We start from the raw sequence: 26,230 nt of genomic DNA, 5'->3' as shown, positions 1-26,230 counted from the left end.
TTGCCAGCCGGCCGGGCGGGGCTATGGTCCCGCGCATCGCGTTCCCAAGGAAGCATCAGCATGGCCGACTACGTGATTCCGCCGCCCGCCCAGGCCTTCATCCCGGTGAAGGGCGGCGGGTCCTTCCCCGTTCGCCGCATCTTCTGCGTCGGCCGCAACTACGCGGAACACGCCATCGAGATGGGCAGCGACCCGACCCGCGAGCCGCCCTTCTACTTCACCAAGCCGGCCGATGCCGTCGTCATCAACGACGCCGACATGCCCTATCCGCCCGCCAGCAAGTCCCTGCACCATGAGATGGAGCTGGTGGTCGCCATTGGCACCGGCGGCAAGGACATCAGCCAGGCCGATGCGCTGAAGCATGTCTGGGGCTATTGCTGCGGCCTCGACATGACCCGCCGCGACCTGCAGAACGAGGCGAAGAAGACCGGCCGCCCCTGGGACATGGGCAAGGGCTTCGACCACTCCGCCCCCATGGGCCTGCTGGTACCGGCCGGCGACTTCGACCCCTCCAAGGGCAAGATCGAGCTGAAGGTGAACGGCAAGGTCACGCAGACCTCCGACCTGTCCAAGCTGATCTGGTCGGTGCCGGAGGTGATCGCGAACCTCTCCGGCCTGGTGAAGCTGGAGCCGGGCGACCTGATCATGACCGGCACGCCGGAAGGCGTCGCCGCCGTGAACAAGGGCGACCTGCTGGAAGGCATGGTCGAGGGCGTCGGCACAGTCACCGTCAAGATCGTCTAAGTGAATCCCCCTCCCCCGTTCACGGGGGAGGGTCGGGGTGGGGGCAAGCCACCGCTCCCATCTCGCACGAAGGCCGCATGACCCTCCGCATCGTCACCTGGAACATCAATTCCGTCCGGCTGCGCCTGCCGCTGCTGGCCGATCTCGTCTCCACGCTGCGCCCCGACGTGATCTGCCTGCAGGAGACCAAGTGCCCCGACGAACTCTTCCCGCATGAGGGCGTGGCCGCGCTCGGCTTCGAACACCGCGCGGTGCGCGGCATGAAGGGCTACAACGGCGTCGCCATTCTTTCCAAGCTGCCCTTCGCGCGGCGCGACGGCGTCGACCCCGATTGGTGCGCCAAGGGCGACTGCCGGCATATCGCGGTGGAGCTCGATGCCCCCGGCGGCCCGGTGGAACTGCACGACTTCTACATCCCCGCCGGCGGCGACATTCCCGACCGGGAGCTGAACCCGAAATTCGCCCACAAGCTGGACTTCGTGGCCGAGGCCACCGCCTGGTCCGCCGCGCGCGCCGCCGCCGGCGGTTTTCGGCGGGCCGTGCTGGTCGGCGACCTGAACATCGCGCCGCTGGAACACGACGTCTGGTCGCACAAGCAGCTTTTGAAAATCGTCTCCCACACGCCGGTGGAGACCGAGGCGCTGACCGCCATGATGAAGGCGGGCGCCTGGCATGACGCGCTGCGCCACTTCGTGCCGGCGGACCAGAAGCTCTATACCTGGTGGTCCTATCGCGCCGCCGATTGGCGCGCCTCGGACCGGGGACGCAGGCTGGACCATGTCTGGGTCTCGCCGGACCTCGCCGGTGGGCTGGTCAGCCATACCGTGCTGAAGGATGCGCGCGGCTGGACCCAGGCCTCGGACCACGTGCCGGTGCTGGTGGAAATCGCCGCCTGACACTGCCGCGCGGTGGCCAGGCGCGCGGCGCCGTGGTCAGCTTCGGGGCGGAGGGAACAGCCATGCTCGAAGCGCTCAGCGGCGCCACGCGGCTTTTCGTCATCCTGGGCGACCCGATCGCCCAGGTGCAGTCGCCCGGCAGCCTGACCCGTGCCTTCGTCGCGCGCGGGCACAATGCGGTGCTGGTGCCGATGCAGGTGGCGGCGGCCGAGCTGGATGAGGTGATGCGCGGCCTGTCGCGGGTGGGCAACCTCGACGGCATCGTGGCGACGGTGCCGCACAAATTCGCGGCCTTCGCGCATTGCAGGACGACCACGCCGCGCGCCGGCTTCCTGCGCTCGGTGAACGTCCTGCGGCGCAATTCGGATGGCAGCTGGCATGGCGACATGACGGATGGCGCGGCTTTCATCGACGGGCTGCGCCAGGCCGGCTTCGCGCCGGAAGGAAAGCGCGCACTGCTGGTGGGCGCGGGCGGTGCCGGCACCGCCATGGCGCTGGCGCTGGTCGAGGCCGGCGTCGCGGCCTTGGCCATCCATGATGCGGATGCGGCGCGGCGCGACCTGCTGCTGGCGCGGCTGGAAGGGCGCGGCGCGGTGCTCGCGGCGGGCAGCGACGATCCCGCGGGCCAGGACCTTGTCGCCAATGCCACGCCGGCCGGCATGCGGCCGGGCGATGCGCTGCCGGTCCGGGTGAACCGGCTTTCGCCCGACAGCTTCGTGGCCGATGTGGTCACGAGCCCGGAGGTGACGCCGCTGCTGGCCGCGGCGCGCGCGCTGGGCTGCGGCACCCAGACCGGCCTCGGCATGTATGCGGCGGGGCGGGAGATGATGGTGGACTTCCTGCTGCAGGAGCCCGGATAAAACCCGGCTCGCAAAGATCGTCGCGGGAAGACCAGCCCATGTCGCTCTCAGGCAAATGCACGACTGCCAGCCTGCCATCCTGCGCGGATGCGCCATTCCGCCCTCGCCTTGCTGCGCCATGCGCTGACCGGCAACCGGTCCTGGGCGCCGTCCTGGCGCGATCCGGCGCCGAAGGCCGCCTATGACACGCTGATCGTCGGCGGCGGCGGGCACGGCCTGGCCACGGCGCACTACCTAGCGAAGAACCACGGCATCACGGATGTCGCGGTGCTGGAGAAGGGCTGGCTCGGCGGCGGCAATGTCGGCCGCAACACCACCATCATCCGCTCCAACTACCTGCTGCCCGGCAACACGCCCTTCTACGAGAAGTCCATGCAGCTCTGGGAAGGGCTGGAGCAGGACCTGAACTACAATGCGATGGTCAGCCAGCGCGGCGTCCTGAACCTGTTCCATTCGGACAGCCAGCGCGATGCCTATGCGCGGCGCGGCAATGCCATGCGCCTGGCGGGCGTGGATGCGGAGCTGCTGGATGCGGCGCAGGTGCGTGCCATGGTGCCGGGGCTGAACCTGGACAGCCAGCGCTTCCCGGTAAAAGGCGGGCTGCTGCAGCGGCGCGGCGGCACCGCGCGGCATGATGCCGTCGCCTGGGGTTTTGCGCGCGCGGCGGACCAGCTCGGCGTGGACCTGCTGCAGAACACGGAAGTGACCGGCATCCGCATCGAGCGCGGCCGCGTGCTGGGCGTGGAGACCACGCGCGGCTTCATCGGCGCGAAGCGCGTGGGCCTGGCGGTGGCGGGCAACACCTCCCGCGTCGCGGCCATGGCGGGGCTGCGACTGCCGATCGAAAGCCATGTGCTGCAGGCCTTCGTCTCGGAGGCGGTGAAGCCGATGATCGACACCGTCGTCACCTATGGCGCCGGCCATTTGTATGTCAGCCAGTCCGACAAGGGCGGGCTGGTCTTCGGCGGCGATATCGACGGCTACAACTCCTACGCCCAGCGCGGCAATCTGCCTGTGGTCCACGACGTGATGGAATGCGCGGTGCAGCTGTTCCCTTCCATGTCGCGCCTGCGATACCTGCGGCAATGGGGCGGCATCATGGACATGTCGATGGACGGATCGCCGATCATCGATCGCACGCCGGTGGATGGCCTCTTCCTCAACTGCGGCTGGTGCTATGGCGGCTTCAAGGCGACGCCGGCCAGCGGCTGGTGCTTCGCGCATACCATCGCCACGGGTCAGCCACATGCGTTGAACGCGGCCTTTCGGCTCGACCGTTTTGCGACGGGCCATGTGATCGACGAGAAGGGCGCCGGCGCCCAGGCGAACCTGCACTGATGCGCATTCCCTGCCCCTTCTGCGGCGAACGCGACGCCGCCGAATTTTTGACAATTGGCAGCGCGCCGCCGCCGCGCCCTGCGGCGGATGCGCCGATGGCGGCGTGGCACGACTACGTGCATCTGCGCGACAATCCCGCCGGGCTGCATGCGGAGCTCTGGCAGCACATCCATGGCTGCCGTCAATGGCTGCGGGTGATGCGCGACACGCGCACGCATGTGGTGGCCGGCGCGGAGGCCTGCCGGCGATGACGCGCCTCGCCACCGGCGGGCTGATCGACCGCATGCAACCGCGGCGCTTCACCTTCGATGGCCGCGGCTATCAGGGCTATGCAGGCGACACGCTGGCCTCCGCGCTGCTGGCCAATGGCCTGCGCTTGGTCGGGCGGTCCTTCAAGTATCATCGCCCCCGCGGCATCTGGGGCCTGGGCAGCGAGGAGCCGAACGCGCTGGTGGAGCTGCGCGCGGGCGGCCGGCAGGAGCCCAATACGCGCGCCACGACCGCGGAGCTGTTCGAAGGTCTTGTGGCACACAGCCAGAATCGCTGGCCCAGTCTGCGCTTCGACGTGATGGCGGTGAACGGGCTGTTCGGCCCGCTGCTCTCCGCAGGCTTCTACTACAAGACCTTCATGTGGCCGTCCTCCTTCTGGGAGAAGGTGTACGAGCCGCTGATCCGCCGCGCCGCCGGCCTCGGCCGCGCCGCCACCGCGCCCGATCCGGACCGCTATGAACGGATGCATGCGCATTGCGATGTGCTGGTGGTGGGCGCCGGCCCCGCGGGCCTTGCCGCCGCACTCGCCGCCGCGCGGAGCGGCGCACGCGTGATCCTGGCGGAGGAGGATTTTGCGCTGGGCGGCCGGCTTCTGGCGGATCGGCAGGAGATCAACGGCGCGCCGGCGCTGGACTGGGTCGCGTGGGTGCTGGCGGAACTCCAGAACCTGCCGGAGGTCACGCTGCTGCCGCGCACCACCGTCTTTGGCGCCTTCGACCACGGCACCTATGGCGCGGTGCAGCGCGTGGCGGACCATCTGCCGGAGCCGCCGCCAGACATGCCGCGCCAACGCGGCTGGACCATCGTCGCGAAGCGCGTGGTTCTGGCGGCCGGCGCGGTGGAACGACCGATCGCCTTCCCAGGCAACGACCGCCCCGGCGTGATGTCGGCCGCGGCGGTGCGCGGATACATCCACCGCTACGGCGCTCTTCCAGGCCGCCACGCGGTGGTCTTCACCGCCGGCGATGATGGGCTGCGCACGGCCACCGCGCTGCGCGATGCGGGGGCGGAGGTAACGGTGGTGGATCCCCGCCCCGAGGCGCCGGCCATGCCCGGAATGCGCGTGGTGGCGGGCGCGCGGGTTGTCGGCACGCGCGGCCGGCTCGGCCTGTCGGCCGTGCAGCTCGACAGCGGTGAGCGCATCGCCGCCGATGTGCTCGCTGTCGCCGGCGGCTGGAACCCGACGCTGCATCTCTCCGCCCATCAGGGTGGGCGGCCGGTCTGGGACGCAGCGCAGGCTGCCTTCCTGCCAGGTACGCCGCCGCCGGGCATGGTTGTGGCGGGCGCCGCAGCGGGGCGCTTCACCCTGGCCGCCTGCCTCGCCGATGGCGCCGCCGCGGGACTTCAGGCCGCGCGCGATGCGGGGCATGACGGCAGGCCGCTGGACCTGCCGCAGGCGGAGGACGAGCCCGCCGGCCTGCGCGCGCTGTACCATGTGCCGGGCCGCAAAGCCTTCGTGGATTTCCAGCACGACGTCACCGTGGACGACATCGCGCTGGCCGCGCGCGAGGGTTTTCGCAGTGTCGAGCATGCCAAGCGCTACACCACCCTCGGCATGGCCACCGACCAGGGCCGCACCGCCAATGTCGTGGGCCTGGCCATCCTGGCGGAGGCGACCGGCCGCGGCATCGCCGAGACCGGCACCACGATGTTCCGCCCGCCCTACACGCCCGTGACGATCGGCGCGCTGGCCGGCGCGCAGACGGGGCGCGATTTCCGGCCCGTGCGCCGCACGCCGCTGCACGCCTGGTCCGCCCGCCACGGCGCGAGTTTTGTGGACAGCGGCGCCTGGCAGCGCGCGGAATGGTATGCGCGGCCGGGCGAGACGGGCTGGCGCGACAGCGTGGATCGCGAGGTGCTGCAGGTGCGCCGCGCGGCCGGCTTCTGCGATGTCTCGACCCTGGGAAAGATCGAGGTGGTGGGGCCGGACGCCGCGGCGCTGCTCGACTTCGTCTATGCCAATACCATGTCGACGCTGAAGCCCGGCCGCATCCGTTACGGCATCATGCTGCGTGAGGACGGTTTTGTTCTCGATGACGGAACCTGCGCACGGCTGGCGAAGGATCGCTTCTTCGTCACCACGACGACGGCCAATGCGGCGCGCGTGATGCAGCATCTGGAATATGCGCATCAGGTGCTGCGGCCGGAGCTGGATGTCGCCATCCTCTCCGTCACCGAGGCCTGGGCGCAGATCGCGCTCGCCGGACCGCAGGCGCGCGACGTGCTGGCGCAGGTCACGCAAGCCGATGTTTCCAACGCCGCACTGCCGCATATGGCCTGCCTGGACGCAGCATTCGTGGGCGGGCTGCGCGGGCGGCTGTACCGGATCTCCTTCTCCGGCGAGCTCGCCTACGAGATCGGCGTGCCGCCCGAAGCGGCGGAGGCGCTGGCGGACCGGCTGCTGGCGGCCGGCGCCGTGCCCTATGGGACGGAGGCGCTCGGCGTGCTGCGCATCGAGAAGGGCCATGCCGGCGGCGGCGAGCTGAATGGCCAGACCACGGCCGGCGACCTCGGCCTCGGCCGCATGCTGTCCACCACGAAGGACTTCATCGGTCGTGCCCTGGCGCAGCGGCCGGCGCTGGTGGATCCGGCGCGGCCGGTGCTGGTGGGGCTGCGTGGCGCGGGGCTGCGCACGGGGGCGCATCTGCTGGCGCCGGGGGCGGCGGCGGTGACGGAGAATGACCTCGGCCATGTCACGGCGGCCTGCTGGTCGCCAAACCTGCAGCAGACCATCGGCCTGGCGCTGCTGGCGGAGGGGCGCGACCGCATAGGCACGCGCATCCGCGTCTTCGACGCGCTGCGCGGCCATGACGGGGAGGCGGAGGTGGCGGCCCCTGTCTTCATCGACCCGGAAGGCACGCGCACCCGTGGTTGAGCTTCAGCCCTTTTGCGGCATCGGCCTGACGGCGCTGCATGGTCCGCCGGACCTGCTTCCGGGATTGCCGCAGCGCCCGGGCTGGGCGCCGGTGGCGGGTGCCACTGCGGTCTGGACGGCGCCGCGGCAGTGGCTGTGCTTCCACGCGCCGGGCCTGGTGCTGCCCGTGGCGCCCGCGCAGCGCACGCCGATGGATGGCGCGCGCAGCCTGTTTGCCCTGCGCGGCCCGCTGGTGCGCGAGCTGCTGGCAACAATCCTGCCGCTGGACCTGCATCCGCGCGCCTTCCCACCGGGCGCCGCGGCGGCGACGCTGGGCGCGCACCTGCCGCTGCTGCTCTGGCTCGATGGCGAGACCTTCCACCTGTCCTGCGCCCGCAGCTACGGCGACAGCCTGGCTGCGGCGCTGCAGGCGGCCGGGCGGGGGCGGAACCTAAGGGTCAGAGACGCCGTGCGATATTCGCCGGCACCGGCTGCCGGCTGATCTCCGCCACCAACCGCGTCAGCACCTGGCCGGGGCCGATTTCCACAAATTCGGGCTCGGGCTCGTCCAGCAGATACTGCACGGTCTCCACCCAGCGCACGGGGCTGTCGATCTGCCGGGCCAGGAGATGCGCCACCTCCCCGTCCCGGTAGGGCAGGGCGGTGGCATTGGCGATCACCGGCAGCATCAGCGGCTGGAAGGTGATGCCGGCCAGGAATTCGGCAAAATCCAGCCGCACGGGCTGCATGTGGCGGGAGTGGAAGGCGGTCGCGACATTGATCGGGAACCAGCGGCCGCCGGCAGCCTCCACTAGGGGCTGCGCCGCCTCCAGCGCCGTGGCGGGGCCGGAGAGCACGGTCTGCGTTGGCGCGTTGAGATTCGCGAAATCCAGCGACGTCTGGCCCGCCAGCGCCGCCTCCAGCCGCGCCCGTTCCAGCCCCAGCACCGCGGCCATGCCGCCGCCGGTCATCGCCCCCATCAGCGCGCCGCGGCGCTGCACCAGGCGCAGGCCGGTGGCGAAATCGAAGGCCTCGGCGGCAAACAGCGCGGCATATTCGCCGAGGCTGTGGCCGGCGACGAAATCCGGCGTGCGGCCGCTATCCTCGACCCGCGCCAGATGGCCCAGCGCCTCCACCACATAGAGCGCCGGCTGGGTCCATTCGGTGCGGCGCAGCCTGCCCTCCGCATCCTCCAGGCAAAGGGCTGCAATGCTGGTACCGAGGATCGCGTCCGCCTGGGCCACCAGATCGGGAAAGCGCGGGAACAGGTCCCGCCCCATGCCGCGCTGCTGTGAACCCTGTCCCGGAAAGATATGGATCAGCGTCATCCGAACCGCTCCTCGAGGATCTCCAGGCTGCGCAGGTCCTGGCCGAACTGGTTGATGGCGGGCAGCGCCAGGGTTTTGGGGCCCAGCACCTGGCGGGTGAAGGTGGCGAGCGTGCCGGTGGGCCCCGCTTCCACGAAGCGCAGCGGCGTGCCTTCCGCCACCAGCTTGCGCAGCGTCTCGGCGAAAAGGATCGGCCCGCGCGCGACCTGCCAGAGATGCGCGGCCGTCAGCCCGGGCAGGATTTCAGTCGTGGCGCAGGAGACCAGCCTGTAGCGCGGCGGCGCGAAGGCCCGGCGGGATGCTGCGGCCTGCAACGCGGATTCCGCCGGCGCCAGCAGCGAGGAATGAAAGCCGTGCCGTACCGGCACCAGCGCGACGATCAGCCCTTCGGCCTCCAGCGCCGCGCGCAGCGCCGGCAGGGCGGCGCGCGGCAGGGTCAGCACGCAGTGACGGTCGGAGTTCTCCGCCGCCACCTCGGCGCCGGCTTTGCGCACGGCGGGCAAGGCCGCGACACGCGCGGCGCCCTCCAGCACCGCCAGCATGGCGGCCGGTGGCAGCATGGCCTCGATGATCCGCGCATTCTCGAACAGCAGCGCGAAGGCGTCTTCCAGCGGCAGCACGCCGGCGACGGTGGCGGCGATGGTCTCGCCCAGGCTGTAGCCGAGCAGCAGCTCCGGCTGGATCCCGCGCGCGAAAAGCACCTGCGCCAGGGACCAGCCCACCGCCAGCAGCGCCGGCGCGGTTTCCATCTGCCGGTCGAAGCTCTCGCTTTCCGCCATCGGACGGCCGTAGATGATTTCGGTGATGCTGCGACCCTCGATCGGGCCGGCGGCCTGGTCGCAGCGCAGCATGGCGGCGCGGAAGACCGGATCCGCGCCGAACAGCTCCCGCCCCATCTGGTAGTATTGCGCGCCCTGGCCCGCGAACATCATCACCGTGCGGCCATTGCCCGCGCCCATGCCTGCCGTCATCGTCCCGCCATGCCCGAAGTCCCTTCTTCCGCGCGCAATCTGGTGCGCCTGCGCTGGCTTCTGCCGGAGAGCGCCGATGCGCCGACCCTGGAAGCCTGGCACGCGCGCCTCAGCGCGGCGGAACGCGCCACCGCTGCGCGCTTCCATTTCGACGCCGATCGCCGCGCCTATATCGCCGCCCATGCCCTGGCCCGCGAGATGCTGGCCGAGGCGGGCGGCCTGCCGGCGGAGGACTGGACCTTTGACATCGGCCGGCACGGCAAGCCGGAAGTGGCGGCTGCGCATGGCTTGCCCTGGCTGCGCTTCAACCTGTCCCACACCCGCAGCCTGGTGGCCTGCGCCGTCACCGCCGTGGATGATCTGGGCCTCGATGTGGAAGATCTCGCGCGTCGCGAAGCCGGTCCGGGCCTCGCGGAACGCTACTTCGCGCCGGCCGAGGCGGCGCTGCTGTCCGCCATGCCGCCGGCCGACCGCCATGCCGGCTTCCTGCGGATCTGGACGCTGAAGGAGGCCTATGTGAAGGCGACCGGGGAGGGCATCGGCGCCGGCCTCGACAGTTTCGGCTTCACGCTGGACCCGCCGCGCCTGGCCTTCGCGCCGGGCGGCGTGGCGGGCTGGCGCTTCCTGCAATGGCAGCCGACGCCGCGCCATATCCTGGCGCTGGCGCTGCGCCGCCGCTGAGGACTCAATCCGCCCCATGCGGCAGGCCCTGGTCCAGCGGCGGCGAGACCAGTTCCGGCCGCTCCCGGCGCGACAGCATCAGGTAGCAGGCCGGCACCAGCACCAGGGAGACCAGCAGCCCCAGCGTCATGCCGCCGACCACGACGGCGCCGAGATCCTCGCGCGACCGCGCGCCGGGCCCGACGGTCAGCAGCAGTGGCACCGCGCCGAGGCTGGTGGCCACCGTCGTCATGAGGATCGGCCGTAGCCGCGTGGCGGCGGCTTCCACCACCGCCTCCTCCATGGCGCGGCCCTGGTCGCGCAGCTGGTTGGCGAATTCGGTGATCAGGATGCCGTTCTTCGCCACCAGCCCGATCAGCGTGACCAGCCCGATGAAGCTGTAGGCGTTCAGCGTGCCCCCCACCGCGAGCAGCCCGAGCCCTGCCCCCACCATGGCCAGCGGCACGACGGACAGCACGATGAAGGGATCGCGGAAGCTTTCGAACTGCGCCGAAAGCACGAGGTAGATAAAAACCAGCGCCAGGACGAAGACGATCAGCACCGCGGCATCCGCCTGCTTCAGCGCCCGCGTCGGCCCATCGAAATCCAGCTGCGTTCCCGGCGGCAGCACCCGCGCGGCTTCGGCCTCCAGATCGGCAATCACCTGCCCCAGGGTCCAGCCCGGCGCGACGGAGGCGCCGATGCGGGCGGAGCGCAGTTGCTGGAAGCGCGGCAGGGAGGAGGCGCCGACCGTCTCCCGCAGCGTCACAATCTGCGCCAGCGGTACCAGGTCGCCGGCTGCGGTGCGCAGGTTGATATTGGACAGGATGCTGGTGTCGCGCCGGTCGGCCTCGTCCACCTGCACCATCACCTTGTACTGCTCCCCCCCGAAGCCGAGGAAGCCCACCTGCTGGCCGCCGAGGAACACGTTGATGGTCTGGCCGATGCGGTCGATCTCGATGCCCAGCACCGCCGCCATGGCGCGGTCCATCAGCACGTCGATGCGCCGCGTGTTCAGGTCGAGATCGACCGCCGGCGCGGTGATGCCGGGATGGGCGCGGGCATAGCTGGCGAGCGGGGCCATCAGCCGGGCCAGGTCCTCGTAGCTGCCGGTGGATTTCACCACCAGCTGCACCGGCGGCACGCTGCCACCGGCCAGCGGGTTGGGGTCCAGCAGGTTGAAGCGGGCGCCGGGGATGTTGGTGAGCGCCGGCAGGATGCGGGCGCCGATCTCGGCGGCGGTTGCCGCGCGATCCGCCCAGGGGCGCAGCATGAGGAAGGCCAGGCCTTCGTTCGGCGCGGTCAGCCCATTCATGATCATGCTGCCGCGGCGTTCGGAGACGTCCTCGAACACCGTCTGCACGCGGGCGGCGATGGAATCCATGTAGGTATTGGTGGAGTCCTGCGGCGCGGTAAATTTCACCATCAGGTAGCCGGCGTCGTCGCCCGGCGCGAATTCCGCCGGCAGCTTCGACATCGCCGTGATGCCGGCGAGGAACAGCAGAACGCCCGCCAGCGCCAAGAGCCGCCGATGCCGCAGCAGCCGCCGCAGCAGCCGCGCATAGCCGGCCGAAAGCCGCGCAAACAGCGCATCCAGCCGCATCGCCACGCCACCCGGCCGCTTCGCGCGCAGCAGCCGCGAGCACATCATCGGCGACAGGGTGCGGGAGACGAAGCCCGAGAGCAACACGCCGGCGGCCAGCGTGAAGGCGAATTCGCGGAACAGGCTGCCCAGCAGCCCGGGGACCAGGCCCAGCGGCAGGTAGACGGAGGCCAGCGTCAGCGTGGTGGCGACGATGGCGAAGCCGATCTCGCGGCTGCCGATGAAGGCCGCCGCCACCGGGTCCCGCCCCTCATCGATATGGCGCTGCACATTCTCCACATCGACGATCGCATCATCCACCACCAGCCCGATGGACAGCACCATGGCCAGCAGGGTGAAGGTATTGATGCTGTAGCCCGCCACATACATGAAGCCGAGCATGCCGATCAGCGACAGCGGGATGGTCACCAGCACGATCAGCGAGGATCGGAAGGACCCCAGGAACAGCAGGATCACCAGCGTCACCAGCACCACCGCCACCAGGATGGTCTCCGCCACCTCCGCCACCGCGGCCTCGATGGTCTCGGAGGCATCGAAGATGACGGCGACCTGCATCTCGCTCGGCACCAGCCCACGCAGCATGGGCTGCAGCGCCCGCACCGCGCGCGCCACCTCCAGCGGATTGGCGCCGGATTGCGGCACGACGCCGACGGCGAGGCCGGCCCGGCCATCGATGCGGATGGAATTCGCCTCACTCTCCGGCCCCACCTCCACCCGCGCCACATCGCCCAGCAGCACCAGGGTTTCGTCGCCGATGCGCCGCACCACGATCTGGGTGAACTGCTCCGGCCGGATCAGCGCGGTATCGGCATAGACCAGCGCGCGCCGTCCATCGCGTTCCAGCGCGCCGGACGGCACGGCCAGGTTCTGGGCCAGCACCGCCGCATTCACATCCGATGCGGTGACGCCATGCGCGGCCAGCAGATAGGCGTCGAGCCAGATGCGTACGGCATAGCGCCGCTCGCCCAGCACCTGCACGGCGGCGACGCCATCGACGGAAGCCAGCGCCGGCCGCACCACGCGGCCCACCAGCTCCGTGATCTCCATGGCATTGCGCTCGGGGTCGGTGAGCGAGAGGTAGATCACCGGCGTGGCGTCCAGGCTGATCTGCGCCACCGTGGGCGGCAGCGCCGCGCTGGGCAGCACGGCGCGCAGCGTGCCGACCTTGTCGCGCACCTGGGTCACGGCATCCAGCGGGTTGGTGCCCACCTTGAAGCCGATCTGGATCTGGCTCAGCCCCTCGCTGCTGGTGGAGACGATGGTGTCGATGCCGCCGATCGCCGCCACCGCCTGTTCGATCGGCGCAGTGATGGTGCGCTCGATCAGGTCGGGCGTGGCGCCGGCATAGACGGTGCTGATCGAGACATAGGGCAGGTCGAAGCGCGGCAACTCCCGGATCGAAAGGCGGGACAGGCCGAGCAGGCCGATCACCGCGATCATCAGGTTCACCACGATGGTGAAGACCGGCCGCCGAATGAAAAGGTCGGAGACCGAGGTCATCGCCCCGGCGCCCCGAGCGCCGCCGGCACAGGCGGCGACTGGGCCACCACGTTCACGCGGCGCCCGTCATCCAGGTTGAACTGCCCTTCCGTCACCACGGTATCGCCCGCGGCCAGGCCTTCCAGCACCTGCACCCGGTCCGCCATCTGCAGGCCGATCCGCACCGGCACGCGTTCCGCCCGGCCTTCCTTCACCCGGAAGACGGAGGCGCCGGTCAGCGTATATTGCACCGCGCCCGGCGGCAGCAGCAGCGCATCCGGCACCTGCTCGATCACCAGCCGCACGCGGCCGAAGACGCCCGAGGGCAGCACATGGCCCGGATTCGGCACCTCGCCGCGCAGATGCAGCGTGCGCTCGTCCAGGTCCGGGCGCGTGTCGATCAGCGAGACGCGGCCGGTGAAGCGGCGGCCGGGCACGGCATCCACCTCCAGCGCGAATTCCTGGCCCACCCGCAGCACCGGCAGGAAACGCTCCGGGATGCGGAACTGGATGCGCAGCGTGGTGCGATCCTCCAGCCACAGCAGCGTCTTGCCGGCGGGCACATATTCGCCGACGCCGAACAGCCGCTGCCCGGCGAATCCGGCGAAGGGCGCGCGCAGCGTCAGCTGGTCCAGCGTGGTGCGGCGCACGGCGAGTTCCGATTGCGCCTGCTGCAGCGACGCGCGGTCGTCATCCATCTGCTGGCGGGACCGCACGCCGACCAGGGACTGGCCCCGCTCGAAGCGTAGCTGCGCCACCTGCAGCTGGCCCTGGGCGGCGGTAAGCTGCGCATCGGCGATGCGGCGGTCGAATTCCACCAGCGGCGTGCCCTGCGCCACGGCGCCGCCCTCGGTAAAATTGGCCGCGAGCACGACGCCGCCGGTGAGCGAGGCGATCGGCACGCTCTGCACCGCGCGCAGCGTGCCGATGGAGGTCAGCACGCTCTGCACCTCCCCACGGCCCAGGGTCATCACCTGCACTGCCGCCGGCGGCTGTTCCCGCGGCGTCGCCGGCGCGGCTGCGGCGGGCGTTGCAGCGCCCGGTGCCTCGGCGCCTGGCCGCAGCCCGTACATGGCACCCGCACCCAGCGCGCTGCCAAGGGCCAGAAATGCGGCCGCGAGGAGGGAACGTGACGCCATGCAGCCTTCCAGGCCCCGGCCGGAGGGGCAGGAGCGTTTCCTCGGGGATCGTTCCGCATCCTAGGCAGGGGCTTGCGGTCTGTTCAAGCACTGCCCGCGAAGCGCGCGCCGAGACAGGTGAGGCACGTCTACCGCGAGACATTATTGAAACAGCGGTTTGACTGGCGCCCGCCCCGGCGCTTCGCCATACTCACCCGCGAGCGGTTTTCATGCCGCACACGCGGAGGTTAAGGGGGAGAGGCGCTTGCGAAACGGGGCCGCCATCGCCGTCGTCGCCCCCCCGGCCCGGCCCATCGGCCCCCCTTCGCGCGGCGACGCCTGCCGATGATGGATGGCGCCCTCGCCGGACCTGTGGCGATGGGTGCTGCCGCCGTGGTCGGGCTCGCCTGCCGCCTGCCGGGTGCGGCCGATTACACGGCCTTCGCCGAATTGCTGATGCAGGGCCGCTGCGCCATCACCGAGGTGCCGCCCACACGCTGGGACTGGCGCCGCCATCATGGCGATCGCGGCGCGGATGGCGCGGGCACGCTGCCGCCCGGTACCACCGCCTGCCGCTGGGGCGGCTTTCTCGAGCGGCCCGCCGAGAGCTTCGACCATGCCTATTTCGGCCTCTCGCCGAAGGAGGCGCGGCTGATGGATCCGCAGCAGCGCCTGCTGCTGGAGGAGGTCGTGCAGGCCATGGCCGATGCCGGCCTGGCGCCGGAGGGCCTGCGCGGGCCGGGCCATCGCACCTCGGTCCATGTCGGCTTCATGGCGCAGGACCATCTGCAGGCGCTGACTGCGGCCGAGGTGCCGCCGGATGGCCAGGCGAGCCTCGGTGGCACCGCGGCGCTGCTGGCCAATCGCGTCTCGCATGCCTTCGGGCTGAGCGGGGAAAGCGTCGCGGTGGATGCCGCCTGCGCCTCCGGCCTCGTCGCGTTGCACCAGGCGCGGCGGGCGCTGGCGGCGGAGGAATGCGATACGGCGATCGTCGCCGGCGTCAGCCTGCTGCTGTCGCCCTGGCGGCATATCGCCTTCTCCCAGGCGCGGATGCTGAGCGCGCGTGGCCGCTGCGCCACCTTCGATGCGGCCGCCGATGGCTATGTGCCGGGCGAAGGCGTGGTGGTGCTGCTGCTGCGCCGGCCGGAGGATGCGCGGCGTGACGGGCTGCGGGTGCATGGGCTGGTGCTGGGCAGCGCCACCGGCCATGTCGGCGCGACGCGCACCGTCACCGCGCCCTCGCTGGCCGCGCAGCGGGAGGTGATCCAGCGCGCGGCGCGCAGCGCGGGCGTTGGTCTCGACAGCCTCGGCTATGTCGAGGCGCATGGCACCGGCACGCCGCTCGGCGATCCGATCGAAATGGCGGCGCTGGCCGAAGCCTTCGCCGAAGCGGGCGCGCAGCGGGGCGGCTGCCTGGTCGGTTCCGCCAAGACCAATATCGGGCATCTGGAGCCGGTGGCGGGGCTGGTGGGCGTCGCCAAGCTGCTGGTCATGCTGCGCGCCCGCCGCATCGCGCCGACGCTGCACCTGGCCGAGCCGAACCCGCTGATCGATTTTGCCGAAGGACCCTTCCGCCCGGCGCTGGTGGCGGAGGATTGGCAGCCCGCCGCGCCCGGCCTGCCGCTGCGGGCCGGCGTCAGCGCCTTCGGTTTCGGTGGCGCGCTGGCGCATGCCATCCTGGAGGAGGCGCCGGAGCCTGTCCCGCAGGCCGCGCTGGCGGTGCCGGAGGAGGGCTGGCCGCTGCTGTTTTCCGCGCATGATGCCAATGCTTTCGACGCGCTCTGGCAGCGCTGGCGCGCCTTCGCGGCCGGGCCGCTGCCGCCGCTGGCGGATCTCGCCCGTACCCTGGCCTGCGGCCGCCCCGCGCAGCGGTTCCGGGCGGCGGTGCTGGCGCGGGATTCGGCGGGGCTGCGCCAGGCGCTGGCGGCGGAGCCCGCGCCGGTCGCGGCCGGCACGCCGCGCGTGGCGCTGCGGCTGGGCGCGCAGGCCGCGGCGCAGCGCGCCCTGGTGCAGGATATCCTGCGCGCGCTGCGCCCCTGCTGGATCGAGGCGCCGGCCGCGCTGCTGCCGCTGGCGCGCAGCCTCGCCGCGCCGCTGCGTGATCTCGATTCGGGGCGGATGGAAGGCGCGCCGCGGCTGACCACGGCCGCGCTCGGCCCCTTGCGGGATGCGCTGGTGGAAGCGGATGCCGGGGAGGCGGACCGGCTGCTGGCGCGGGCCGCGACCCTGGCGCGCGGCAATGCGACCTTCGCCGGCTATCTCGCCGATTGGCAGCGCGCGCTGCCGCCGGAATACGGCGCGCTGCTGGGTGGCGCGCCGCGCCGCCTGGCGCTGCTGGCCTGCGTCACCGCCCTGGCGCGGCTGCATGAGAAATGGCAGCTGCCGCCGCGCCACCAGGCAATTGGGGAAGCCTGGTTCGCCGCTGCCGCGCTGGTGGCGGAAGGCCATCTGACGGAGCAGGCCGCGGTGGCCTGGCTGGCGGGCGGCTCGCCGCCACTCGATATCCCCTGCCCCGACTTTCCGCTGCTGCGCCGCCTGGCGGAGGAGGGCGCGGCCGGCGGCGAAGCGGACGTAACCCTGCTGATCGGCGGATCGCCCGGCGAGGCGTCGGAGAGGGTGCTGCCGCTGGATGCCGGATCGCGCCATGCGGTGCTGGCGCGGCTCTGGGTGGCGGGGGCGGCGGTGAACTGGGACGGCCTGCCCGGTCGCATCGCGGATGCGCCGCTGCCGGCCTATCCCTTCACCCCGCATCGCCACGCCCTGCCCATGCCGCCGCGGCCGGGTGCCGAACCGGATCCGGAGGCCGCGCTGGCGGCGCAGCATGTCATCGGCGGTGCGCCGCTGCTGCCCGCGGCGGCCATGCTGCTGCGGCTGGCGGCGCGGCCCGCGCCCTGGCGGCTGGAGCAGGTGGAGTTTCGGCGCCCGGTGCCCGCCGCGCAGGCCGATGGGCTGCGTCGCGAGTCGCAGGGCGAGCTCGCTTTGCGCCTGCCGGATGGCACGACCGTCGCCGTGGCCGTTGAGACCGCAGGCCACGTGCCCGCGGCCGCACCGCCGCAGGCCGCGGCCGGCATGGCGCTGGACGATCCCTATGCGCGTTTCGCCGCGCGCGGCCATGCCTATGGTCCTGGCCTGCAGGTGCTGGGCGCGGCGCAGGCGGGGCCGGCAAGGCTGGCGGCGGCCCTCGCGCCGGCGGCGCCACTCGCGCTGCTGGACGGCGCCCTGCAAGCCTGCCTGCTGGCGGCGCTGCAGGCCGGGTTGGTGGCGGCCGAAGGCCCGCCGCTGCTGCCGGCCGCCATTGCCTCCGTCTGGTTCGGCGGCGCCAATGCGGCGTGCGCGGAAGTGCCGCGCGCCAGCCTGCGGCCCCATCCGCGCGGCTTCGGTGCGGATGTGCTGCTGCGCGATGCGGCGGGCACGGTCTGCGCCGAATTGCGCGGCGTCCGCTTCGTCAGCCTCGCGCCGGCCGAGGCGCTGCCGCTGCGGGTGCTCGCCTGGCAGGGCGCGCCGCTGGCCGCGGCGCTGCCCCGGGGCGCGCTGGTGCTGGGCGGCGGGGCGGAGGGCGCCGGGCTCGCGGCACTGCTGCCCGGCGCTGCGTGGCAGGACGCGCCTTTGGCGGCGCTGCCGCCGGATGCGCGGGACGTCTTCGTGCTCTGGCCGCTGGAGGCGGCAGAGGCGACCGGGATGCTGGCGCCTCTGCGCCGGCTGCTGGCGGAAGCCGTCGCGGCGGCGGTGCCGCGCCATATCCGCTTGGTGACGCAGGCGCGCCATGCTGTGCTGCCGGGCGATCAGGTGCAGGCGCCGCTGGCCGCCATGGTCGCGGCGCTCGGCAAATGCGCGGCGCGGGAGGGCGGGCCGGCGCTGCGCGTCACCACGCTCGACCTGCCCGCGCGGCCCGGCCCCGCCGATTGGCTGGCCCTGGCGCAAGCGGAGGATCCGGTGCTGGAGGAGGTGGCGATCCGCCATGGCGGCGCCTTCGCCCCGCGGCTGCTGCCGGCCCCCGCCTGCGCCACGACGCCTGTGCCGATGCAGGGCGTGCAGCTGGTGGTGGGCGGTGCCGGCGGCCTCGGCCGGCTGGTGGCGCGGCGACTGGCACGGCCGGGCGGCCGCATCGCCCTGCTCGGCCGCAGCGTCGCGCCACCCGGGCTGGAAGCGCTGTTGCAGGAATTGCACAGCGCCGGCGCCGAGGCCTGCTACCTGCCCGTGGATATCGCCGACGCCGCCGCGCTGGATGCCTGCCTGGCCGGGCTGCGCGCGCGCTGGGGGCGGATCGGCCGCGTGGTGCAGGCGGCCATGGTGCTGGCCGACCGGCGCCTGGCCAGCCTTTCGGAGGCCGATTTCGCGGCCGCGCTGGCGCCGAAACTCGCCGGCACGCTGAACCTGCTGGCGGCGACCGGGCAGGATGCCGCGCGGCTGGCGCTCTTCGGCTCCGCGCTGGTCCTGCGCGGCAATGCGGGCCAGGCGAACTATCTCGCCGGCTGCGCGGCGCAGGATGGGCTGGCCGAGGCCGCCGGCGGGCGCGTGCAGGTGCTGGATTGGGGCCTTTGGGGCGATGCCGGGCGCGTCGCCGGCCGCGCCGCCGGCATCGCCGCCGCCACCGGGCTGCGGCCGATCGCCGCCGAGGCCGGGCTCGATGCGCTGGAGGCGGCGATGGCGCGGCCGGAGGCGCGGCTGGTCGCGGCGCATTTTGACTCCGGCTGGGATGCGGCGCTGGCCGAGGCGCCGGATGGCTGGGCCGCGTTGGCCGGCGCGCTGCCCGCCTTTCCGCCTGGCGCCGTGGAGGTTTGGGCGGATCGGCACGCGGCCGCGCAGCTCGCGGCTGGCCTGGCGGATGCGGGTCTGCTGCCGGAAGGGGAGACGGCAGAGGCTTGGCGCGCGCGGCTCGCCGTGCCGCTGCCGCGCCTCGCCACGCCGGCCGCCGCTTTGCCGGGCCTGCTGCTGCGCCAGGGCGCGCTGCGGCAGGATGCGGACGGGCGGCTTTGGCCGATGCCGGTGGAAGCCTCGCCGATGCCGGAGGAGGCGCGAAGCTGGGCGGCGGCGGCCGCACCCTGCCTCGCCGCCTGGCCGGCCCTGCTGCGCGGCGCGGCCGAGGGTGCCGCGCTGCTGGTGCCGGAGGGGGATCCCGCGCGGCTGAACGCGCTGCGCCACGACCTGCCGGCGGATCGCGCCTGGCTGGCGGCCCTGGCCGCGCTGGTGGGGCAGGCGCGGCCGGCGCGGCTGCTGCACCTGGGTTGCGGCGACGGGCTGGTGACGCAGGCCATCGCCGCCTCCCTGCCGCCGGGCGCGGCGCTGGTGGCGGTGGATCGTAGCGCCGCGGCGCGCGCCGCCGCCGAGGCACGGCTGGCGGGCCGCGGCTTGCGGCTGCTGCCGGATGCAGCGGGGGAAGCACCCTTCGACCTGATGCTGAGCCTCGGCCCCACCCCGCCGGCCGAGGCTGCCGCGCGGCTCGCGCCCGGCGGCCTGCTGCTGCTGGCGCTGCGCGGCGCTGTCGCGGACCGGGAGATCGCGACCCTCGGCCTGCATGCGGCGGCCTGGGACGCTCCACCGGAGGCCACTGCTTGGCAGGCGGAGCTGGCCGCCGCCGGCTTCGACCGCATCGCCCTGGCCGAGACGCCGCAGGGTATTTTCGCCATGGCGCGCCGGGGCGATGCGCCGCCGCAATCCCGGGAGGATCCGATGGCCACGAGCCCAGACCTGCTGGCGGCCGTGACGGAAGCCGTCGCGGCGGTGATCGAGGTGCCGGTGGCAGAGGTGGAGCCCGGCGCGCGCTTCATCGAGATGGGCGTCGATTCCATCGTCGCGGCCTCGGTGGCGGATCGCCTGCGCCAGTCGCTCGGCCTGCGCCTGCCGGTGCATGTCTTTGGCGACCATCCGACGCCGCAGGCGCTGGCGGACTACATCGCCCGGCTGCAGCCGACGGCCCCGGCTGCTCCGCCTCCGCCACCGCCGCAGGCCGGGGGCCGGCTGGCGCAACTCATCGAGGTGCTGGCGGAGGTGATCGGCGTGCCGGCGGCGGAGATCGAGCCGGAGGCGCCCTTTGCCGCGCTCGGCATCGATTCCGTGGTGGCGCTGCGCGTGGCAGAGCTTTGGGCGCCGCGCCTCGGCCGGCGCCTGCCGCTGCATCTCTTCGGCGATTTTCCGAGCCCCTTGGCGCTGGCGCAGCAGTTGGAGACGTCGGCGGCCCCGCCCACGCCGAGGCCGGAGCCGGCCCTTGCGGCACCGCGCGTCCTGGCGCCGCCCGCAAGCGCCGGCGGCGATGCCATCGCCATCACCGGCCTCTCGGCGCGCTTCCCCGGCGCCGCCGACCTGCCCGCCCTCTGGGACCTGCTGCAATCCGGCGGCAGCGCGCTGGGCGCCGCGCCGCCGGGGCGCTGGACCGCGGCGGAAATGGCCGCCCTGGCGCCCGGCCTGGACCCCGCCCGCCTCACCCGCGGTGGCTTCCTGGAGGATGCCCAGAACTTCGATGCGGGTTTCTTCGGCCTGTCGCCGCGCGAGGCCATGGCGATGGACCCGCAGCAGCGCCTGCTGCTGCAGGAAGCCCACAATGCCCTGGCCGAGGCCGGGCTGTTCACCGCCCCGCCGGCACTGCGGCAGCGCATGGGCGTCTGGGTCGGCGCCAGCCCGGGCGACTGGGCGCTGAAGCTGGCGCTGGCCGGCGGCGGGCCGGATCGCGTCTCGCTCGTCGGGCAGCTCGGCGGCAGCCTGGCCGCGCGGCTGGCGCATCACTTTGGGATGCAGGGGCCGGCGGTGACGCTGGATGCCGCCTGCGCCTCCGCCGTCGCGGCGCTGGCCGCCGCCAGCGCGGCGCTGCGGGCCGGGGAGGTGGATGCGGCGCTGGTCGGCGCCGTCGCGGTGATGGCGACGCCACAGATGCCGGCGCTGGCCGGGGCCGCCGGCCTGCTCTCCGCCAGCGGCCGCTGCGCCGCGCTTTCGGCCGAGGCCGATGGCATGGTTTTGGGCGAGGGTGTGGGCGCACTGGTGCTGCGGCGGCTGGAGGATGCGGTGGCGGCGGGCGAGCCGATCCACGCCGTGCTGCGCGCCGCCCGCATGGGGCATGACGGCGGCGGCGGCCTCGGCATTGCCACGCCGAGCGCGGAGGGCCAGGCGCGGCTGGCCCGGACGGTCCTGGCTGCGGCGGGAACGGCGCCCGGCGAGATCGGCTGGCTGGAGGCGCATGGCGTCGGCACCGCGGCGGGCGATGCGACGGAGCTGGCGGGCGCCGGCGCGGCATTGGGCGGCCGGACGGTGCCGGTGGGCTCCGTGAAGCCGGCGCTGGGGCATGGGCTGGCGGCGGCGGGGCTGGCGGCGCTGTGCAAGGTGGTGCTGCAGCTGCGCCACGGGGTGCTGGCGCCGACCGCAGGGCTGGGCGCCGCGGCGCCGGAGCTGGCGGCGGCGGGTTTTGTGGCCTCCGCCACCGCCGCGCCCTGGGCGGGGGCACGGCGCGCGCTGGTCAGCGTCTTCGCGCTGAATGGCGCCAACGGCATGCTGGTGGTGGAAGAAGCGCCCGCCCTGCCGGTGCCGCCGGTGGCCGAGGGGCCGCAGCTGCTGGTGCTGACGGCGCAGACCGAGGCAGCCTTGGACGCGCGCCTCGCCGCGCTGGCCGAATGGCTGCGGCGGCATCCCGCAACCCGCATGGCCGACCTGGCGCGCAGCCTGGCGGAGGCCGCGGCGCCGCTGCCCTGGCGCGCCGCGCTGGTGGCGGCGGATGCGGCGGAGGCGCTGGCCCGGCTGAAGGGCGCGCGCACCGGCCGCGCGCCGAAACGGGATCCCGGCGCGGCGGCGCTGCTGGCCAAGGCGGCCCAGAGCCTGCTGGCCGAGGCGCGGCCGGGCGATGCGGCGCCGCTGCAGGCGGTGGCGGAGCTCTTCGTGGCCGGCGTCGCGGTGGCGCTGCCTTGGGATGCGGGCGCGCGGCGGCTGACCCTGCTGCCGGGCTATCCCTTTGCCCAGGACAGCTTCTGGCCGGGGGCCGCGGTGGCCGAGTCGGTGGCGGTGGCCACGCCCGATCCGCTGCGGGCGCTTCTGGGCGCGGTGCTGCGCATGCCGCCCGAGCGCATCGCGGCGGATGTCGCGCCGGTGGCGCTGGGGCTGGACAGTCTGCTGGCGCTGGAGCTGCGGCAGCGGATTGCCGCCGAACTCGGCCGCGACGTGACGGTGGCCGCGCTGCTGGCGGCGCCGGATCTGGCTTCGTTGCACGCGGCGGTGGCGACTGCGCCCGCCTCTGCGCCACAGGCCGTGATTGTGCCGGATGCGGGGGCACGCCATGAACCCTTCCCGCTGACCGACCTGCAGATGGCCTATCTGGCGGGCCGCGGTGCCGCCCTGCCGCTCGGCGGGCCCTGCCACAGCTATTGGGAATTCGCCGTAACCGCCGAGGCGCCGGCGCTGGAGGCGGCGCTCAACCGGCTGGTGGCGGCGCATGACATGCTGCGCGCCGTCATCGATCCGGATGGCCGCCAGCGCGTGCTGCCGCAGGTGCCGGTCTACCGCATCGCGGTGCAGGACTGGCGCGGCCTGCCGGATGCGCCGCAGCGCCTGGCAGCCTTGCAGACCGAATTCGAAAACTTGCGCTTCGACGCCGCGCGCTGGCCGCTGTTCCGCGCCGAAATCAGTCGCACGCCAGCCGGCACGCGACTGCATTTGGCGGTGGATCTGCTGATCCTCGACCTGCCGAGCCTCTTCGGGCTGCTCGGCCAGTGGGCGGCGCTGCTGCGCGATCCGGCCGCGCCGCTGGCGGTGCCGCCGATCACCTTCCGGGACTGCGTGCTGGCCGCGCGCCCCGCGCCGGCCGCGGCGCTCGACTTCTGGGCGGCGGAGGCGCCGCGCCTGCCGCCGGCCCCCGAACTGCCCGGCGCCAAGGCGCTGGAGCCGGGGGCGGTGTGGCCGGCACGGCGGCATGTCACGCGCCTGGCACCTGAAGCCTGGGCCGCGCTGCGTGTCCAGGCGGCAGCAGCCGGCGTCACGCCGGTTCATGCGCTGCTGACCGCCTTTGCGGAGGTCCTGGCGCATTGGGCGGTGGCGCCGCGCTTCACGCTGAACCTGACGATGATGGACCGCGGCGCCGCGCATCCGGCCATCGGCGCCGTGCCGGGCTGCTTCACCTCCACCCTGCTGCTCGGCCTCGACCTTTCCGCGCCGCTGCCCTTCCGCGCCCGCGCGGCGGCGGTGCGGGACCGGCTGGGCGTGATGCTGGCCCATGCGGCACCGGGCGGCGTGCGGGTGCTGCGCGACCTGGCAAAGGCGCAGGGGACGCGGCCGCTGATGCCGGTGGTCTTCACCTCCGGCCTCGGCCATGGCGAGGGGGTTGATGCGCTGGGCCCGCTGGTCGGCGGGCTGACGCGCACGCCACAGACCTGGCTGGACGCGCATGTGCATGAGGATGCGGAAGGCGGGTTGCTGGCCTGCTGGGATGCGATCGAGGCGCTGTTCCCGGACGGCCTGATCGCCGCGATGTTTTCGGAGTTTGCTGCGCTGTTGCAGCGCCTGGCGACCGCGGCGGCCTGGCAGGTGGATGCGCGCGCGGCCATTGCCGCTGCGGAGCGGGCACGGCGGGAGGCGCGCAATGCCACGGCGGCGCCGGTGCCGGCCGGCCTGCTGCACGAGCCCTTCCTGCGCCAGGCGCTGGCCGCACCGGATCGGCTGGCGGTGGTGGCCGGGGATCGCCGCCTGACGCATGGCGCGCTGCTGGCGGAGGCGCTGGCCGTGGCGGCGGCGCTGCCGCAGGCGCGGCCGAACGAATTGGTGGCGGTGGTGCTGCCGAAGGGCGCGGCGCAGATCGCGGCGGTGATCGGCGTGCTGCTGGCCGGCGGCGCCTATCTGCCGCTCGACCCCGCCTTGCCGCCGGCACGGCTGCGGGGGCTGATCACGCGCGGCGAGTGTCGCGCCATTCTGACCGATGCCACGACCGAGGCTTCGCTGGGCGCGGCCTGGCCGGAGGGGCTGGCGATCGTCGCGCTGGACCGGCTGGGGCCAGCCCCCTTGCCCACCAGCATGCCCGCCCCGCGCGCCAAGCCGACCGACCTCGCCTATGTCATCTTCACCTCCGGCTCCACCGGCGAGCCCAAGGGCGTGATGATCGACCATCGCGGCGCGCTGAACACTGTTGCCGATGTGAACGACCGTTTTGGCATCGGGCCGCAGGACCGCACCCTGGCGCTCTCCGCGTTGAACTTCGACCTCTCCGTCTGGGACATCTTTGGGGTGCTCGGCGCGGGCGGCGCGGTGGTGATTCCGGCGGCGGGATCTCTCGCCGATCCGGCACATCTCGCGGGGCTGGTGGCGCGGCATGGCGTCACGGTCTGGAACTCCGTGCCCATGTTTTTGCAGCTGTTGCTGGAGGGCGCGCCGCAGGCCGAGCAGCTGGCTTCGCTTCGGCTCGTGATGCTGAGCGGCGATTGGATTCCGCTGGCGCTGCCGCCGCGCTTTGCCGCGTTGAACTCGCGTGCGCAGATGATTAGCCTGGGTGGTGCGACCGAGGCCTCGATCTGGTCGATCCTGCATCCGATCGCGGCGCAGTCGCAGCCGGGCTGGCCCTCGGTGCCCTATGGGGCCGCCATGCGCAACCAACGCATGCTCGTGCTGGACGAGGCAATGGCGGACTGCGCGGACTTCGTGCCCGGCGAAATCCATATCGGCGGCATCGGCCTGGCGCAGGGCTACTGGCGCGATCCGCTGCGCAGCGCGGAGCGCTTCGTGACGCATCCCGTGACCGGCGAACGCCTCTACCGCACCGGCGACATGGGCCGCTGGCGCGCGGAGGGGCTGATCGAGTTTCTGGGACGGCGCGACGGGCAGGTGAAGCTCGGCGGGCATCGCGTGGAACTCGGCGAGGTGGAGGCGGCGCTGGCCGCGCTGCCTGGCGTGACGCAGGCGGTGGCGGTGGCGCCGGCGGATGCAGGTGGGCGGCGCCGGCTTTTTGCGTTCTGCGTCGGCACGGCGGGGGCCACGACGCTGCGCAACGGGCTGGCGCAGCGCCTGCCGAGCTACATGCTGCCGACCGAAATCCGCCTGCTGCCGGCACTGCCGCGCAATGCGAATGACAAGGTGGATCGCCGCGCATTGGAGCAGCTGTGCGGGCCGGATGCGCCGGTCGCGGTGCCCGTCGCGGCGGTGGCGACACCGGCAGCCCGGCTGCTCGCGATCTGGCGTGCGGTGCTCGGCAATGCGGCGCTGGAATCGGACGCAAATCTGTTCGAGGCGGGCGCCACCTCCTTCACCGCGGTCGAGGCGGCGGCGCGGATCACGCGCGAGATCGCGGCCTGTTCCGTCACCGACCTGTTCGAGTTTCCCTCCGTCGCGGCTATGGCCGCGCATCTGGCGGGAAGCGCGCAGGCCGAACCGGATCCTGCTGCGCAGCGAGCCGAACGCCGCCGCGCCGCGCGTGCCTTGGCGAGGGAGCCCGCATGAGCACGGAACACGTCGCCATCATCGGCATGGCCGGCCGCTTCCCCGGCGCGCCGGACCTCGACGCCTTCTGGCAGAACCTGATGCAGGGCCGCGAATCCATCCGGCGATTCACGCCCGCGGAATTGCGCGAAGCCGGCTTCGGCGATGCCGCGCTGGCCGATCCGCGGCTGGTGCCGGCCTTCGGCGCGCTGGCGGATGTGGACCGCTTCGATGCCGGCTTCTTCGGCTTCCCCGCCAGCCGCGCCGCGCTGCTCGACCCGCAGCAGCGCCTGCTGCTGGAATGCGCCTGGCACGCGCTGGAACAGGCCGGCTACGGCCCCGGCGCGCAGGACGCGGTGATCGGCACCTATCTGTCGATGACCGCCAGCACCTACGACACTGGTGCGGCGAAGGACGACCTCGGCGACGGCTTCTTCGCGCTGACCAGCCGCGACAAGGATTATGCGGCGACGCGCATCGCCTGGCGGCTGGACCTGACCGGGCCGGCGCTGATGGTGCAGACTGCCTGCTCCGGCTCTCTCGCCGCCGTGCATCTGGCGGCGGAGGCGGTGCTCTCGGGCCAATGCGACATGGCGATCGCGGGCGGCTGCTCCGTGACGCTGCCGCAGGGCGGCTATCGGCAGGCGGAGGGGCTGATGCTCTCGGCCACCGGCCAGCTGCGCGCCTTCGATGCGGCGGCGGATGGCGCGGTGCCGGGCAATGGCCTCGGCAT

14 protein-coding genes (1 of these 14 only partly in view) are annotated in these 26,230 nt (G+C 73.0%); 10 read left to right on the top strand and 4 right to left on the bottom strand.

Annotated features, from left to right (window positions below; all coding sequences use genetic code 11):
* Window positions 1-60: 60 nt before the first annotated feature.
* The 7 genes from J3S20_RS02935 to J3S20_RS31050 all read left to right on the top strand — a co-directional run bounded on the left by J3S20_RS02935 (window position 61) and on the right by J3S20_RS31050 (window position 7,464).
* A complete protein-coding gene (locus J3S20_RS02935; protein ID WP_216834451.1) occupies window positions 61-744 on the top strand; it encodes a fumarylacetoacetate hydrolase family protein in 684 nt (227 codons plus the stop codon).
* 77 nt (window positions 745-821) lie between these two features.
* Window positions 822-1,640 carry an exodeoxyribonuclease III gene (locus tag J3S20_RS02930; RefSeq protein ID WP_216834450.1) on the top strand — a complete coding sequence of 273 codons (819 nt, stop codon included), beginning with the start codon at window positions 822-824 and terminating at the stop codon, window positions 1,638-1,640.
* A gap of 62 nt (window positions 1,641-1,702) precedes the next feature.
* Window positions 1,703-2,500, top strand: coding sequence for a shikimate dehydrogenase family protein (locus tag J3S20_RS02925; RefSeq protein ID WP_216834448.1), 798 nt, complete (start codon window positions 1,703-1,705; stop codon window positions 2,498-2,500).
* A gap of 87 nt (window positions 2,501-2,587) precedes the next feature.
* A complete protein-coding gene (locus tag J3S20_RS02920; protein WP_216834446.1) occupies window positions 2,588-3,838 on the top strand; it encodes a sarcosine oxidase subunit beta family protein in 1,251 nt (416 codons plus the stop codon).
* Complete coding sequence (locus J3S20_RS02915; protein WP_216834444.1) at window positions 3,838-4,089, top strand: sarcosine oxidase subunit delta; 252 nt, start codon at window positions 3,838-3,840, stop codon at window positions 4,087-4,089. The genes J3S20_RS02920 and J3S20_RS02915 overlap by 1 nt, the downstream gene beginning before the upstream one ends.
* Complete coding sequence (locus J3S20_RS02910; RefSeq protein WP_216834443.1) at window positions 4,086-6,983, top strand: sarcosine oxidase subunit alpha family protein; 2,898 nt, start codon at window positions 4,086-4,088, stop codon at window positions 6,981-6,983. Before J3S20_RS02915 ends, J3S20_RS02910 begins: the two co-directional genes overlap by 4 nt.
* The gene (locus tag J3S20_RS31050) at window positions 6,976-7,464 is read left to right on the top strand and encodes a sarcosine oxidase subunit gamma family protein (protein ID WP_216834441.1); all 489 of its coding nucleotides are present in this window, start codon (window positions 6,976-6,978) and stop codon (window positions 7,462-7,464) included. The genes J3S20_RS02910 and J3S20_RS31050 overlap by 8 nt, the downstream gene beginning before the upstream one ends.
* Here J3S20_RS31050 and fabD read toward each other — a convergent pair.
* Together fabD and J3S20_RS02895 are read right to left on the bottom strand one after the other, a co-directional pair.
* Window positions 7,421-8,290, bottom strand: a complete 870-nt coding sequence (gene fabD / locus J3S20_RS02900) for an ACP S-malonyltransferase (protein WP_216834440.1) — start codon at window positions 8,288-8,290, stop codon at window positions 7,421-7,423. The two genes, J3S20_RS31050 and fabD, sit on opposite strands and share 44 nt — an antisense overlap.
* The gene (locus J3S20_RS02895) at window positions 8,287-9,261 is read right to left on the bottom strand and encodes an acyltransferase domain-containing protein (RefSeq protein WP_216834439.1); all 975 of its coding nucleotides are present in this window, start codon (window positions 9,259-9,261) and stop codon (window positions 8,287-8,289) included. The genes fabD and J3S20_RS02895 overlap by 4 nt, the downstream gene beginning before the upstream one ends.
* A gap of 9 nt (window positions 9,262-9,270) precedes the next feature.
* Between J3S20_RS02895 and J3S20_RS02890 the strand changes: the two genes are divergently transcribed.
* Complete coding sequence (locus J3S20_RS02890) at window positions 9,271-9,942, top strand: 4'-phosphopantetheinyl transferase family protein (RefSeq protein ID WP_216834437.1); 672 nt, start codon at window positions 9,271-9,273, stop codon at window positions 9,940-9,942.
* A 4-nt stretch (window positions 9,943-9,946) separates the two neighbouring features.
* On the opposite strand, the gene J3S20_RS02885 is transcribed toward J3S20_RS02890, so the two are convergent.
* Together J3S20_RS02885 and J3S20_RS02880 are read right to left on the bottom strand one after the other, a co-directional pair.
* Complete coding sequence (locus J3S20_RS02885; protein ID WP_216834436.1) at window positions 9,947-13,024, bottom strand: efflux RND transporter permease subunit; 3,078 nt, start codon at window positions 13,022-13,024, stop codon at window positions 9,947-9,949.
* Window positions 13,021-14,142: an efflux RND transporter periplasmic adaptor subunit gene (locus J3S20_RS02880; RefSeq protein ID WP_216834434.1), complete on the bottom strand. Its 1,122-nt coding sequence runs from the start codon at window positions 14,140-14,142 to the stop codon at window positions 13,021-13,023. Before J3S20_RS02880 ends, J3S20_RS02885 begins: the two co-directional genes overlap by 4 nt.
* A gap of 357 nt (window positions 14,143-14,499) precedes the next feature.
* On the opposite strand from J3S20_RS02880, the gene J3S20_RS02875 reads away from it, so the two are divergent.
* Together J3S20_RS02875 and J3S20_RS02870 are read left to right on the top strand one after the other, a co-directional pair.
* Window positions 14,500-25,518 carry a non-ribosomal peptide synthetase gene (locus J3S20_RS02875; protein ID WP_216834432.1) on the top strand — a complete coding sequence of 3,673 codons (11,019 nt, stop codon included), beginning with the start codon at window positions 14,500-14,502 and terminating at the stop codon, window positions 25,516-25,518.
* Window positions 25,515-26,230, top strand: partial view of an SDR family NAD(P)-dependent oxidoreductase gene (locus J3S20_RS02870; RefSeq protein WP_216834431.1) — the beginning only. The gene runs 8,011 nt beyond the window's last position; only the first 716 of its 8,727 coding nucleotides appear in the window; it begins with the start codon at window positions 25,515-25,517; its stop codon lies beyond the right edge, outside the window. Before J3S20_RS02875 ends, J3S20_RS02870 begins: the two co-directional genes overlap by 4 nt.

This window comes from Falsiroseomonas tokyonensis, assembly GCF_019024325.1.
Classification (GTDB): Bacteria; Pseudomonadota; Alphaproteobacteria; order Acetobacterales; family Acetobacteraceae; genus Falsiroseomonas; species Falsiroseomonas tokyonensis.
This window is presented reverse-complemented; position numbering and strand designations above follow the sequence as displayed.

What these genes read in the sequence shown, in the direction of transcription:
- J3S20_RS02935 (WP_216834451.1), top strand. Translation starts at nt 61, where the DNA reads ATGGCCGACTACGTGATTCCGCCGCCCGCCCAGGCCTTCATCCCGGTG.
- J3S20_RS02930 (WP_216834450.1), top strand. Translation starts at nt 822, where the DNA reads ATGACCCTCCGCATCGTCACCTGGAACATCAATTCCGTCCGGCTGCGC.
- J3S20_RS02925 (WP_216834448.1), top strand. Translation starts at nt 1,703, where the DNA reads ATGCTCGAAGCGCTCAGCGGCGCCACGCGGCTTTTCGTCATCCTGGGC.
- J3S20_RS02920 (WP_216834446.1), top strand. Translation starts at nt 2,588, where the DNA reads ATGCGCCATTCCGCCCTCGCCTTGCTGCGCCATGCGCTGACCGGCAAC.
- J3S20_RS02915 (WP_216834444.1), top strand. Translation starts at nt 3,838, where the DNA reads ATGCGCATTCCCTGCCCCTTCTGCGGCGAACGCGACGCCGCCGAATTT.
- J3S20_RS02910 (WP_216834443.1), top strand. Translation starts at nt 4,086, where the DNA reads ATGACGCGCCTCGCCACCGGCGGGCTGATCGACCGCATGCAACCGCGG.
- fabD (WP_216834440.1), bottom strand. Translation starts at nt 8,290, where the DNA reads ATGACGCTGATCCATATCTTTCCGGGACAGGGTTCACAGCAGCGCGGC.
- J3S20_RS02895 (WP_216834439.1), bottom strand. Translation starts at nt 9,261, where the DNA reads ATGACGGCAGGCATGGGCGCGGGCAATGGCCGCACGGTGATGATGTTC.
- J3S20_RS02890 (WP_216834437.1), top strand. Translation starts at nt 9,271, where the DNA reads ATGCCCGAAGTCCCTTCTTCCGCGCGCAATCTGGTGCGCCTGCGCTGG.
- J3S20_RS02885 (WP_216834436.1), bottom strand. Translation starts at nt 13,024, where the DNA reads ATGACCTCGGTCTCCGACCTTTTCATTCGGCGGCCGGTCTTCACCATC.
- J3S20_RS02880 (WP_216834434.1), bottom strand. Translation starts at nt 14,142, where the DNA reads ATGGCGTCACGTTCCCTCCTCGCGGCCGCATTTCTGGCCCTTGGCAGC.
- J3S20_RS02875 (WP_216834432.1), top strand. Translation starts at nt 14,500, where the DNA reads ATGGGTGCTGCCGCCGTGGTCGGGCTCGCCTGCCGCCTGCCGGGTGCG.